Here is a 12,823-nt window from a genome sequence, read left to right as displayed (position 1 = left end):
ACCGCCCCTTTCTTCAAATCAGATACACCGCCCGCCATCGACTTCCAGCGCGACGCCGGTGATGAACTCGGCCTCGCTGGAAATCAGCCAGAGCGCGGCATTGGCGATGTCGAGCGGGGTGGAAAGACGGCCCAAAGGAATCGAAGCGCGGAACTGGGCACGCTTTTCCGGGGTATCCTCGCCCATGAACTGCGACAACATGCCGGTTTCGCCTGCTACCGGGCAAAGGCAGTTGACGCGAATATTCTTCGGCGCCAGTTCCACGGCCATCGACTTGGTCGCGGTAATCGTCCAGCCCTTTGAGGCATTATACCAGGTCAGGCCCGGGCGAGGACGCAGACCCGCGGTGGAGGCTGTCGTCAGAATCGAGCCACCGCCCTGTTTCTCCATGATTGGCGCAACCGCAAGGGCTGCATAATAGATCGCCTTCATGTTGACGGCGTAGATCAGATCGAAGGTCGTTTCATCGATCGCCAGCATGTCACCATTGGGGTAGGTATAGCCGGCATTATTGATCATCGCATCGACGCGGCCGAACTTCTCCATTGCCGTTTCGACCATGGCATCGATCTGGCTCTTCTGCGAAACATCAACGGTGACCGCGACGGCAGCATCGCCGATTTCGCCGGCAACGCGTTCGGCGCCCTTAGCATTCAGGTCCGCGACGATGACTTTCGCACCTTCCTGTGCGAACCGTTTGGCCATGCCCTCACCGAAACCCGATGCCGCACCCGTGACGATGGCAACCTTGCCCTCAAGACGCCCCATATTCTCACTCCCTGATTTTCAACAGTTTCCTGCGTACCGCAAAGCTGCGGCACGTCCGAGCCTCACTTGGCTTCTCGATCAATCGTGCTTGAAGACAACCGTTTTGGTAGCGGACATGTCATAGAGCGCCTCGAAGCCCTTCTCACGTCCATGTCCTGAGCGCTTGAACCCGCCGAAAGGCAATTCAATGCCTCCACCCGCCCCGTAGCCATTGACGAAGACCTGACCGGCGCGAACACGCTTGGCGACGCGATGTTGACGCGCGCCATCCCTCGTCCATACGCCGGCGACGAGGCCGTAATCGGTGGCGTTGGCCAGGCGAACTGCTTCCTGCTCGTCACCAAAGGCAAAAAGGGTCAGGACCGGACCGAACACTTCCGCCTGCGCAATGCCGGCCTTTGGGTCAAGCGCACCAAACAGCACCGGCGCGTGATAAAAACCGCCTTCCGGTGCACTTTCGGCAATTGACCCGCGAGCGATGACCGACGCCCCATTGGCTTCTGCGTCAGCGACCAACCCGGCGACGCGATCCGCCTGTTTGGCGTTGATCAACGGGCCCAGATCGCCATCGGCGTAATGCGCATCCGCAGTCAGCTTGGCGAAGCGGTCAGCCAGCGCATTGGCGACCGCATCGAAGATCGATCGTTCTATGAGAATGCGGCTGCCCGCCGAGCAGGTCTGGCCGCCATTCTGGATGATCGCATTGACCAGAACCGGCAGTGCCGCCTCAATATCAGCGTCTGCAAAGACGATCTGCGGCGACTTGCCGCCAAGTTCCATCGTCACGCCTCGATTATGTGTGGCTGCCGCCTGCTGGATTGCAGTTCCGGTGCCTGTCGAACCGGTGAAAGTCACGTAATCAACGTCTGGATGAGCAGAAAGCGCTGCACCCGCCTCTGCGCCATAACCGGTCACGACGTTAAGAACACCTGCCGGAATGCCCGCTTCGAGCGCCAGTTCGGCAACACGGATAGCCGTCAGCGACGCGTCCTCCGCTGGCTTAATCACCAGCGTATTTCCCATAGCAAGTGCTGCACCCACGACACGCGCCATGATCTGCAGCGGATAGTTCCAGGGAATAATCCCGGCGACGACGCCGTGCGGTTCACGCAGCGTCAGAGCTGTATAACCCTCCAGGAAGGGAATCGTGTCGCCGTGAATCTTGTCGGCGGCACCGCCATAAAATTCATAATAACGCATCGTCGCTGTCACGTCCGCCTTACCCTGGCGCAGCGGCTTTCCGGTGTCGCGTGATTCCAGCGCCGCCAGTTCCTCGCCTGCACCTTCGATAAGGAAGGAAAGGCGCGTCAGCGCCCGGCCGCGCTCGACGGCAGGCATGCGGCTCCACGGACCGTCCTCGAACGCCTTGCGGGCAGCCTTTACGGCAAGATCGACATCAGCCGCGCCTGCTTGTGGAATGGAAGCAAAAACCTTGCCGTCCGATGGACACAGCACATCAATCCGCTTGCCGGACAGAGCCTCAACGCTCCTGCCGTCGATCAGCTGGTTGAAGGCGATGCCCTCCGCCACTGTCTGCGAAATATGCAATGTCATGAATGACCCCTCCCAAAACTCGTTTTGCAACCATCGTAAGATTGCGTCATTGTCGCATGGAGACAAAGGCCTGTCATGCGGCGCTGTCAAGCTGCTGCCGGATTGTTTCTTGACCTAATGACAGGCACTGGTAATTTTAAACCGATTAGCATAGAGAAAAATCTTAGCGGTCTTCATATGATGGGTAGGTAATGACCAGCCAGACAATTCCAGTCGATCCTTTCGATTTCATCATTTTCGGTGGCACCGGCGATCTCGCTGAACGCAAACTCATTCCAGCACTCTACCAGCGCCAGGTCGCCGGCCAATTCTCCGAGCCAACGCGCATTATCGGCGCGTCGCGTACGCAGATGAGCGACAAGGAGTATCGCAACTTTGCGGAAGCCGCCATCAGGGAGCATGTGAAGAAGGAAGAGGTCGATGCCAAGGAACTGAAGGCGTTTCTGGAGCGACTGACGCACCTTTCCATCGATGCCGTTTCCGGCGAAGGTTTTGCGGGTCTTCGCAAGGCTCTGGGCGAAACCAAACGCATCCGCGCCTTCTATCTCGCGGTGGCACCTTCGCTGTTTGGAAGCATTGCCACCAACCTGAAATCCAACAAGCTGATTACACCCGCTACCCGCATCATCGTCGAGAAGCCGATCGGCCGCGATCTGGAATCGGCGATGAGCCTCAACGACGAGATCGGCAAGGTCTTCAACGAGCGGCAGATATTTCGCATCGACCACTATCTCGGCAAGGAAACAGTGCAGAATCTGATGGCGTTGCGCTTTGCCAACGTGCTTTTCGAGCCGTTGTGGAATGCCACTTATATTGACCACGTGCAGATTACCGTGGCCGAAACAGTCGGACTAGAAGGCCGCGTCAGCTATTATGACAAATCGGGCGCCCTGCGCGATATGGTGCAGAATCATATAATGCAGCTGCTTTGCCTCGTCGCCATGGAGCCGCCCGCCTCGATGAGCGCGGATGCGGTGCGGGACGAAAAGCTTAAGGTTCTGCGTTCGCTCAAGCCTATCCAGGGCAATGACGTTCCCAAGCTTACCGTGCGCGGCCAGTATCGGGCAGGCGCCGCTCCGACCGGTCCGGTGAAGGGCTATCTGGAAGAACTGGAAGACGATGCCAGCACGACAGAAACCTTTGTTGCGCTGAAGGCGGAGATTGCCAATTGGCGCTGGGCGGGCGTGCCCTTCTATCTACGCACCGGCAAGCGCCTTGCTTCACGCGTTTCGGAGATCGTCATTCAATTCAAGCATGTGCCGCACTCGATCTTTGCCGATAATGCGGGCGAAATCGTCGCCAACCAATTGGTCATCCGGCTGCAACCGGACGAGGGCGTCAAGCAATGGCTGATGATCAAGGACCCGGGGCCGGGCGGCATGCGCCTGCGCCACGTGCCGCTCGATATGAGCTTTGCCTCAGCCTTCAACGTCCGCAACCCCGATGCCTATGAACGTCTCATCATGGACGTGGTACGCGGAAACCAGACGCTCTTCATGCGCCGGGACGAAGTCGAGGCCGCCTGGCGCTTCGTAGATCCTATCCTCGGCGGATGGTCCGATGGCGTCCAGGATGTGCAGGGCTACACTTCGGGTACCTGGGGGCCATCCGGCTCGATCGCCCTGATAGAGCGCGACGGCCGCACCTGGCATGAGAGCACTTGACGATGAACATAACCGATCTCGACTGGCACCTTTACGAACAACGCGACCATCTAGCCGAAAGGCTCGCGTCAGACGTGGCGGAGCGGCTGCAAAATGCGATCGAAAGCAGAGGCGGCGCGACGCTGGCAGTGTCCGGTGGATCGACCCCCGCCTTGTTCTTCGAGCAGCTGTCATACGCGGCAATTGATTGGCAGAAGATCACGGTAACGCTCGTCGATGAACGCTTCGTACCGGAAAGCCACGAGCGTTCCAACGCGAAGCTGGTTAAAGAGAAGCTACTGAAGAACGCAGCTGCCGAGGTTCGGTTCGTACCGCTTTACCACGATACGGCGCGCGTCGAAGAAGCAGCTGCGCGTTCGAGTGGCGAAGTTGGGAAGTTTGATTGGCCCCTGGATGTCGTTGTCCTCGGTATGGGCCTGGATGGACACACCGCTTCCTTCTTCCCCGATGCTACCACGCTGGAGATGCTCCTCGATCCGTCCACGAGTGAGCGCGTTCTTCCGGTGCAGGCGCAGAGTGCCGGGGAACCGCGTTTGACGCTGTCGCTTCCGGCTATCGTTTCCGCCTCCTTCCTTGCCCTCCACATCGAAGGCGAGAACAAGCGTGACGTACTTGAGGAGACGCTTGGCGAACTCGGGCCCGAGTTCAGCCGAACACCAACCCGCCGCGTCCTCGACGCGGCTACCACGACGCCCCATATCTATTGGGCTCCCTGACGGAAGCAATCTCCCCGCCCGTCGGAAATTTGCGAAATGAGGATGAAAAGCCATGAGTGTCGCCAACGAACTCCACGCCATCACCCAGCGCATCATCGAGCGTTCGAAGCCGAGCCGCGAGCTCTATCTCGAACGTCTGGCGATGGCCGAACGGAAAGGCGTCAACCGGGCGGTGCTGGGCTGCTCCAATCTGGCACACGGATTTGCCGCCTGCTCTGTGCATGACAAGACCGCGCTCTCCGGCGACACCGTTCCCAATCTCGGTATCATCACCTCCTATAATGACATGCTCTCGGCGCATCAGCCATTCGAGACCTTCCCTGCCCTGATAAAGGAAGCGGCGCGCGAGGTCGGTGGCGTGGCGCAGGTCGCCTCTGGCGTGCCAGCCATGTGTGATGGAGTGACGCAAGGCGAAGCCGGCATGGAGTTGTCGCTTTTCTCCCGCGACGTGATTGCGCTCTCAACGGCAGTCGGGCTGTCGCACAACATGTTCGATGCGGCAGTCTATCTCGGTGTCTGCGATAAGATCGTCCCGGGCCTCATCATCGGTGCCCTCACCTTCGGACATATTCCGGCAGTGTTCATTCCGGCGGGCCCGATGACCAGCGGAATCACCAATGACGAAAAGGCCAAGACGCGCCAGCTCTACGCCGAGGGTAAGGTGGGTCGCGCGGAACTGCTGGAATCTGAATCGAAGTCCTATCACGGTCCCGGCACCTGCACCTTCTACGGAACGGCCAATTCGAACCAGATGCTGATGGAAATCATGGGCCTGCACATACCGGGCGCGTCCTTCGTCAATCCCGGCACTCCCCTGCGCGACGCGCTGACGCGCGAGGCTGCCAAGCGCGCGCTTGCCATTACTCAACAGGGCAATGAGTATACGCCGGTCGGGCGCATGATCGACGAACGCTCCTTCGTCAACGGCATCGTCGGCTTGAACGCCACCGGCGGTTCGACCAATCACACGATCCATATCATCGCCATGGCGAATGTTGCGGGTATCAAACTCACCTGGCAGGATTTCTCCGACATCTCGGAAATCGTGCCTCTGCTCGCCCGCGTCTATCCGAACGGCCTCGCCGACGTGAACCATTTCCACGCTGCTGGGGGACTCGGCTTCATGATCCGTGAATTGCTGGATGCCGGTCTGCTGCATGAAGATGTGCAGACGTGTTGGGGCCAGGGACTTCGTTCCTACACTGTCGAAGCAAAGCTCGGTAGCGACGGCAATGTCGTGCGCGAAGCTGCGCCCGCCGTCAGCGGCAACGACAAGGTCGTCACCACCTTCGACAAGCCGTTCCAGCCCAACGGAGGCCTCAAGCTGCTTGAAGGCAATATAGGGCAGTCAGTCATCAAGATTTCTGCCGTGAAACCGGAACATCGTTTTGTCGAGGCTCCCGCCCGGATCTTCCACAGTCAGGAAGAATTGCAGGTCGCATTCAAGGCCAAGGAACTGGAGAGAGACTTCGTCGCCGTCGTGCGCTTCCAGGGTCCGACCGCCAACGGCATGCCGGAACTGCACAAGCTAACCCCGCAGCTCGGCATTCTGCAGGATCGCGGTTTCCATGTCGCACTCGTCACCGATGGCCGCATGTCGGGCGCTTCAGGCAAGGTACCGGCCGCCATCCATGTTACGCCGGAAGCCGCGGAAGGCGGTGCTATCGGACGTATTCAGAATGGTGACATGGTTCGGCTCGACGCCGAAAAGGGTACTTTGGAGGTTCTGGTGCCGGCAGAAGAATTTGCTACCCGTCCGCTAGCAAAAGCCGACCTGACCGCGAACACTTTCGGCATGGGACGCGAATTATTTGCCGGCTTCCGGCATCTGGCAGGACGCGCCGACCAGGGAGCGCATACGTTCGAGCCAGCGTGATGAGATAATTGAGGGGCGCTCCCCGCGGCCCTCACCTCCATATACGGCTATTGCAGGCGGCCTGTTGCTGCGCTCATATCGTTGACGGATGCCAAGACGGCCAGCATCTGATTGGCCAATCGTTCATTGCCGCTTGTGATCGCCAGATCATAGACGGCAAGACAATGTACCAGTATCTGGTCAGTATCCTTCCTGTCTTCCGCGTGGGGAATGACAACGCCGGAACAATGCAACGGTACACCTTCGGTTGTTCTGAAACACCGGCCGATCACCGTAACATCGTGATAAAAATCGTCGCCCCTCTGCACTGGATAAGTCTCGTGATATGGCACTCCGTGCATCAGCGTATCTGCAATGGAGCGAGCCATTCTGCCCCGGTGTTCGGGATGGACCCGGTCCAGATAGTGCTCCAGAGACAGTCCGCTTGCCGATAGTGAAAGATCATGACCGAATATGTCGGCCGTATTCCCGTCAGCGTAGATCTTCCCTTGAGCTAGATCCCAGCTGAAGAAGCCAGGCTCCAAATATTGTTCCGCGGTGCGGAGTTGCGTTAGCTCCTTGAACGCTGTCCTCATGTTTGCTCCGGCTGATTTCGTCCACATCTGACTGTATCCCCTCTACAGCGAACAGCATGTGGCTAATTATACTGATTTATTTTAGTACCGAGCGTCTCCTCACCCGCGTACCTTACCTTACGGAAATCCAGCCTCAACGTCTTTAAAGTTGCGTGACTAACGTTACGCAGACACGAAACTCAACCGACGGTTATATTCGGTGTACCCTTGCCGGCGCGCAAATACGCACTGCGCAGCGTGTTTGCCATCAGAAGCGCAATTGTCATTGGCCCAACGCCACCCGGAACAGGTGTAATCGCTGCGGCCTCGTCCTTTGCGCTAGTGAAATCGACGTCGCCGACGAGGCGCGTTTTGCCTTCACCTTTTTCGGGGGCGGGAACGCGATTGATACCAACGTCGATGACGGTCGCACCTTCCTTGATCCACTCGCCCTTGATCATTTGGGGACGACCGACTGCTGCTACGAGTATGTCGGCGGTGCGGCAAAGCTCCGGCAGGTCACGCGTCCTGGAATGCGCAATCGTTACTGTCGCATTGGCCGCCAACAGCAGACTCGCCATCGGCTTGCCGACAATGTTGGAGCGGCCGACAACGACAGCGTCCAGACCGGAGAGGTCCTTGCCGTGGATCATCTCAATCAGCAGCATGGACCCGGCCGGTGTGCACGGAACGAAACCTGTGCCCAATTCTCCGGTCGTCAGCTTGCCGACATTGCTGAAATGAAAGCCGTCGACATCCTTCTCCGGCGCAATCGTCTGAATGACCTTGCCGGCATCAATCTGTTCGGGAAGCGGAAGCTGTACAAGAATACCGTCAATGGCTTCATCGGCATTCAGCGTCTCGATAAGCACCAGGAGATCATCTTGGGATGTATCGGCGTCGAGCGTGTGCTGCACGGAATGAAAGCCGCATTCCTCGGCTTTCTTGCTCTTGGAGGCGATATAGACCTGACTCGCCGGATCTTCACCGACCAGGACGACTGCCAGGCCTGGCACCCGATCCGTGTCCTGTTTGAAAAGTGCCGTGTGATCTTTCACTTGTTCGACTACGTTAGCGGCAACCGCCTTGCCATCGATGATCCGGGTCATGGTGTTCTAATCCTGAGCAATGGGGCATTTGCATCATATCAAAGTTGCGCCTTAGCACTCCGATGCCGCAAGCGCTAGTCGGCGCATTACAATGAAATCAATGGCGAAAGCGCTCCCTGTCGGCATTGTCGCGATAATCCTCGACCGCTTCTCGCAGATTGCGCAACCGGCTACGCAGTTCTTCGATGCGCTCGTCTTCACCCGTTTCATCGCCGGCGGCGGCGAACTCGCTCCTATCGCCACGCCTCTCCAGAGCGGCGTCTGGCCCTGACCGGTCCCGGCGAATGATCGCGGTCCGATTATCGTCGCCGATAACTGCCATTTCCGAACCGCGTTCCTCGTGGCGCGCGCGCGCGCCACCACCCGGGTCCGGCCGACCGTCGCGATGCCGGCGGAAGCTTGCCCATGCGCCACGCAATATTCCGATGCCAATGCCGACGAGAAGTCCAACCATGGTCAGCGCAGCAGCGATGGTGGAGCGCGATGGTCCCGTAGGCTGCAACGGTGGATAGGCTGGCGATATTATGCTGATATTCGTCGTATTCAGATCTTGCTGCTCGGTCGTCTCGCGCGAACGCAACAGATACGCCTCGTAGACGCTCCTCTTGGCGCTCGCGTCTCGCTCCAGTTCACGCAGGTGCACCAACTCGCTGGAAACACGGGTCTGACGCTCTTTCAGTTCATCGAGCCGGGCCTGCAACTGCTCTTGCAGCGCCTGCGCGCGTCGACTTTCGATGTTCAGCGTTCCTGCCGTGCGGCGAAGTTCATTCTGGATTTGCGACCGGATGCCGGCAAGCTGCGCCTCTGCACCCTGCCGCTGTGGATGGCGCGGTCCCAGCCGGATCGCAAGACGATCGACTTCCTGCTGCACAGACGAATATTGCGCGCGCAATTCACCCAGCACATTTGACGAAACCTGCTCCGGCAAGGTGCCTCCCAGAACGTCGTCAATGCTGGCGCCTTGCGCGCTCTCAGCGCGGGCAGCCAATTCCAGCGCGCGGGCGCGCGCATTGGTCAGCTGCTCGTTCAGACGCACGATCTCATCATCGGTAATCAGGCGGCCTTGCGCATCGACAAGGTCGTTCGCGGCCTTGTATTGCTCGACCGCACGTTCGGCATCTTCCGTCGTCTGCCGTAATTCACCAAGGCGCGCCTCGATTTCACGGTTCGCACGTCGTGCGGTACTTTGCTGCAGCTCACCAGTCGTATCCAGAAATACTTCCGCCATCGTATTGGCAATCAGGGCAGACTTCTCTGGATTCTGCGTCCTTGCGTTAATCGTCACAACGAAGGTACGGTCGCCGCGTGCAACGCTGATCGCCTTGGCAAGACCTTCTACCGCCAGCGCATGTCGACGGTCTTCATTGCTTTGGCCGGTGGTCGTGGACACCAGGTCCTCGATCAGCCCGCGTATCGACAAGCTATTGCTGCCCCGGCCGTTAAACTCTGGGTCCTCGTCAAGCGACAGGGTATCTACGACCTTGTTGAGCACGATGGATGAGGTCAACACCCGCACCTGATTCTCCACGACGGCAAGAGTGGCGTCGGATGGCAGTTGCGATTGTGTCAGGTCGCGCTCAACGATGAGGATATTGCGGGGATCGACGAGCAATTCCGTCACCGACTCGTAGAGTTTCGGCGTAGAGAGCGCAATGAACACACCGGCTACCGCGCCCAGAATCGTGAACAAAGCGATGATCAGCGGCGAGCGGATAACGCCCATGACCACGTCTACCGGGTCAATTAATGGGTTCCACCCTTGCGGATCGTGACGCGATTGATCCCGCGGGACCTCGAACCGCGTGATTTCGCGTTCGCTCTGGTGGGCTGTGACTGCGGCGGGCGCTGTTGCAACAGGTGCAGCCTCCTCTCCAGCGTCGCGACGGGTGAAAAAGCGCTTTAGCAAACCTGGACGTTTTTCTAAAGTTTCCGTCGGGGCCACCTGCTCCTTCGATGATGCCCGTATGCGCGCGACGAGATCCCTCGTCGTTTCAGGCTTCTCATCCGTCAGGTCCGAAGATGCTACAACATCCGCATCAGAAGCGGCCGGGGTATGCGCTGCATTTTTTTTCAATGCCGGATCGAGGTCGAGAATCGACCCTGGCCGCGCATAGCTGCCAAATTCGCTGCGATCAGCCATCCGTTACCCAGACTATTCGAAAAAGCATCACTATTGATTAAGTGACGCTAAACATTCGCGGAAAACAAAAGGTTAATTTACGGCTTTTATGGATAAGAATTCGCGTGAGTGCTTGCCAAGCAAGAGAAACTGCGCGCACTGCTCAATTACAGTGCGTTAAAGTTTCGCCTTTAGCCTCTGCACCTCGAAAGGACACCCTCATGCAGCGATTGCGGGCGCTCGTTGCGAGCCAGCGCAGGCTTCTGGCCGATTATGCCTCCGCGATCAGCGGCTCGGCGGGGCGGCTGGTCTTCTCGCTCGCCTATTTTATGGCGCTCGCCAATACTTTGCCTATAGCCGAGTTCGGCCTTTTCGCGACCGCGTCGGCTGCGGGGGTCATGCTCTCGCGCATCCTGTCCTTCGGCTTTATTTCGGCGCTATATCGCACCGCCACCGTCCGGCCCAAACTGATAGGCACCTATACCGCCGGCTTCTTGCTACTCGCCGCCGCCTCATTGCCGTTCCTTGCATTGGGAAGCGGTATCACCTACGCGTTGTTCTTCTCGCGGGAGATGGCGTTCTTGCCGTTTGCCCTTATCATCGTAGCTGAAGCACTGCTGTGGCGGCCGGTCGAGGTCGTTATCATCGTCAATAATGGGCAGGCGAAGTTCGGGCGCGCTGCATTCCTGGTGATCCTCGGCACAGCCTTGCGTGCACTCGCCGCCGTCATCTTTGTGCTGACACCTTATTCCGGTCTCGGCGTCTGGATCTGGTTTTATCTGGCAGCCAATGCCGCCTCACTGCTCATCGCCGTCATTTTCTACTATCCGCGCCAGCGCCTGCGCCTGCATCCGGCTCTTTATTGGCGCAGGCTGGTCGATTCAATTTACGTCGCCGGTGCGGAAATGCTCTTCTATATCCAGGCAGAGCTCGACAAGCTTCTGGTGCTGTCGCTGGGCGGCGCGCATCTTGCAGGCATCTACGCCATCATCATGCGCCTGGTTGACCTGACGGCCCTGCCGATCCGGGCCTTCTCCATGATGCTGGTGCAGAAGTTGATGCGTGCGCCGCAGCTCCTGGCGCGGTCCAAGGTCAAGATCGCGCTCGAGACCGGTGTCTTTGCCGTATCGACGCTTGCGCTCCTGACGCTCGCAATCATGCTTTGGTTCGTACCGAACCTGCTTGGCAATACAGTCGCGGAGGTCACGCCCTTCATCGCGCTTGCCATGCTGATCCCTGGCCTGCGCAATCTCGTCGAATATCAGAACGAGCTGCTCTTTGCGCGCGGGCTGACCCTGCTGCGTGTCGGAAATCTGGCGCTGCTTACCATTTTGAAAGGCGGGATGCTCTGGCTGCTCCTGACGCTCTTTACTGACCCGCAGCCGATTATCATCTGGTTGAACGCCGTCTTTGTCGTGCTCTACCTTACTTCCGCGTTGATCACATACAGCGCCATGCGCAGACCGGCGCGGAAGATCTGAAAAGCAAGATCAGAATGCGTATTTGGCCTTCAGCCCGATGGTCGCGGCTTGAAAGGCCGCGCCGCCTCCATCGCGTAAAAACAAGTTCATCTCATTACTTGGGATAGTTACATCTCCGCGCCTTTCGAAAACCTTGTCGAATGATGCATGTCCTACAAGCGTAGTCTTCTTCGATACGCGGTAACCAACCTCGGCCTTCAAACCCAAGGTCGGCGCCGTCTTCATTTTTCCGCTAAAGTACATCTCCCGAAGCAAGTGATGGTCATGATCTCTGTTCAAGAGCGTGAAACCTGCCCGGCCTGACAGCGAATATGACCAGCAATCAAATTCCTGCGAGAAAGTTGCTCCCACAAATCCCTGGAGATGTCTTTGTCGATAGGTGATGCCCAGCTGCGAAACCGGAAAACTCCCTCTATCGTCGCGAAAATCATCTACAGAGTAAATGTAGGGCCCGCCATATGATTTCCAGTAGACGTCGGAATATTGGAAGCCGCCGCGTAAATTGACTTGATATGACTTATTTTCCTGTATCAAATCATAACCTAAGGCCATGTCCGCGGACACGTAATGTTGCAGCTTCGCCAGGTCTAAAGACCAATCCGTCCAATTCGAAAAGCTTTCTTTCTCTTCATATTCTACGATTTCTCTATTCCAGTCATAATCCGCCATCTGGCCGCTAGCGAAGCCGCGGCCGGCGAACGTTCCCGAAATGGATAAAATCCACCGAGGCGCAATCTGGTAAGAGATATCCCCCAGGAGAACGGGCGTTGTCGTCTCCCATATCAAATGACTGATCTTGGAATTGCCGTCCCATACGAGTTCATCGGCCCGCAGAAACGTTAGCCCAACGCCGCCGCTTACCTTCAGCGCGCCGTCGACGCTTACCCAATCAAGATCGCGAGCATGTCCAGTGGACGCAAGAACGCACCCCATGCCCGCTAATGCGGCCACACAAAATGTCTTCATTTAAGATACTCAAATC

The 12,823-nt window shown here is 57.9% G+C and carries 10 protein-coding genes; 4 read left to right on the top strand and 6 right to left on the bottom strand.

Annotation, left to right across the window (positions count from 1 at the left end; genetic code table 11):
- Positions 1-18: 18 nt before the first annotated feature.
- Positions 19-768, bottom strand: coding sequence for an SDR family oxidoreductase (locus IE151_RS05955; RefSeq protein ID WP_189488887.1), 750 nt, complete (start codon positions 766-768; stop codon positions 19-21).
- 78 nt (positions 769-846) lie between these two features.
- A complete protein-coding gene (locus tag IE151_RS05950) occupies positions 847-2,322 on the bottom strand; it encodes an aldehyde dehydrogenase family protein (RefSeq protein WP_189488885.1) in 1,476 nt (491 codons plus the stop codon).
- A 191-nt stretch (positions 2,323-2,513) separates the two neighbouring features.
- Here IE151_RS05950 and zwf point away from each other — a divergent pair, with 191 nt between their 5' ends.
- From zwf to edd, 3 genes are read left to right on the top strand one after another with little or no spacing between them, the layout of a single operon-like run.
- A complete protein-coding gene (zwf, locus tag IE151_RS05945; RefSeq protein WP_189488884.1) occupies positions 2,514-3,986 on the top strand; it encodes a glucose-6-phosphate dehydrogenase in 1,473 nt (490 codons plus the stop codon).
- Between the two features lie 2 nt (positions 3,987-3,988).
- Positions 3,989-4,702, top strand: a complete 714-nt coding sequence (pgl, locus tag IE151_RS05940; protein ID WP_189489064.1) for a 6-phosphogluconolactonase — start codon at positions 3,989-3,991, stop codon at positions 4,700-4,702.
- A 52-nt stretch (positions 4,703-4,754) separates the two neighbouring features.
- Positions 4,755-6,578: a phosphogluconate dehydratase gene (gene edd / locus IE151_RS05935; protein WP_189488882.1), complete on the top strand. Its 1,824-nt coding sequence runs from the start codon at positions 4,755-4,757 to the stop codon at positions 6,576-6,578.
- A gap of 47 nt (positions 6,579-6,625) precedes the next feature.
- On the opposite strand, the gene IE151_RS05930 is transcribed toward edd, so the two are convergent.
- The 3 genes from IE151_RS05930 to IE151_RS05920 form a co-directional block, all read right to left on the bottom strand.
- A complete protein-coding gene (locus tag IE151_RS05930; RefSeq protein WP_189488880.1) occupies positions 6,626-7,153 on the bottom strand; it encodes a PAS domain-containing protein in 528 nt (175 codons plus the stop codon).
- Positions 7,154-7,332: 179 nt separating this feature from the next.
- Complete coding sequence (gene folD, locus IE151_RS05925) at positions 7,333-8,241, bottom strand: bifunctional methylenetetrahydrofolate dehydrogenase/methenyltetrahydrofolate cyclohydrolase FolD (protein ID WP_189488878.1); 909 nt, start codon at positions 8,239-8,241, stop codon at positions 7,333-7,335.
- Between the two features lie 97 nt (positions 8,242-8,338).
- Positions 8,339-10,381, bottom strand: a complete 2,043-nt coding sequence (locus tag IE151_RS05920; protein ID WP_189488876.1) for a GumC family protein — start codon at positions 10,379-10,381, stop codon at positions 8,339-8,341.
- A 200-nt stretch (positions 10,382-10,581) separates the two neighbouring features.
- Here IE151_RS05920 and IE151_RS05915 point away from each other — a divergent pair, with 200 nt between their 5' ends.
- Entirely contained in the window at positions 10,582-11,841 is a 1,260-nt protein-coding gene (locus tag IE151_RS05915) for a lipopolysaccharide biosynthesis protein (protein WP_189488874.1), read from the top strand.
- Positions 11,842-11,850: 9 nt separating this feature from the next.
- Here the strand turns inward: IE151_RS05915 and IE151_RS05910 are convergent, their stop codons facing one another.
- On the bottom strand, positions 11,851-12,807 hold the full coding sequence (locus IE151_RS05910; protein WP_189488872.1) for an omptin family outer membrane protease: 957 nt from the start codon (positions 12,805-12,807) through the stop codon (positions 11,851-11,853).
- Positions 12,808-12,823 lie beyond the last annotated feature (16 nt).

Source organism: Limoniibacter endophyticus (genome assembly GCF_014652835.1).
In the GTDB taxonomy this organism is placed as follows: Bacteria; Pseudomonadota; Alphaproteobacteria; order Rhizobiales; family Rhizobiaceae; genus Limoniibacter; species Limoniibacter endophyticus.
The sequence above is the reverse complement of the archived record's forward strand: the minus strand, read 5'-3'. Positions and strand labels throughout refer to the sequence as shown.

What these genes read in the sequence shown, in the direction of transcription:
- edd (WP_189488882.1), top strand. Translation starts at nt 4,755, where the DNA reads ATGAGTGTCGCCAACGAACTCCACGCCATCACCCAGCGCATCATCGAG.
- IE151_RS05955 (WP_189488887.1), bottom strand. Translation starts at nt 768, where the DNA reads ATGGGGCGTCTTGAGGGCAAGGTTGCCATCGTCACGGGTGCGGCATCG.
- IE151_RS05910 (WP_189488872.1), bottom strand. Translation starts at nt 12,807, where the DNA reads ATGAAGACATTTTGTGTGGCCGCATTAGCGGGCATGGGGTGCGTTCTT.
- IE151_RS05930 (WP_189488880.1), bottom strand. Translation starts at nt 7,153, where the DNA reads ATGAGGACAGCGTTCAAGGAGCTAACGCAACTCCGCACCGCGGAACAA.
- pgl (WP_189489064.1), top strand. Translation starts at nt 3,989, where the DNA reads ATGAACATAACCGATCTCGACTGGCACCTTTACGAACAACGCGACCAT.
- IE151_RS05950 (WP_189488885.1), bottom strand. Translation starts at nt 2,322, where the DNA reads ATGACATTGCATATTTCGCAGACAGTGGCGGAGGGCATCGCCTTCAAC.
- zwf (WP_189488884.1), top strand. Translation starts at nt 2,514, where the DNA reads ATGACCAGCCAGACAATTCCAGTCGATCCTTTCGATTTCATCATTTTC.
- IE151_RS05920 (WP_189488876.1), bottom strand. Translation starts at nt 10,381, where the DNA reads ATGGCTGATCGCAGCGAATTTGGCAGCTATGCGCGGCCAGGGTCGATT.
- IE151_RS05915 (WP_189488874.1), top strand. Translation starts at nt 10,582, where the DNA reads ATGCAGCGATTGCGGGCGCTCGTTGCGAGCCAGCGCAGGCTTCTGGCC.
- folD (WP_189488878.1), bottom strand. Translation starts at nt 8,241, where the DNA reads ATGACCCGGATCATCGATGGCAAGGCGGTTGCCGCTAACGTAGTCGAA.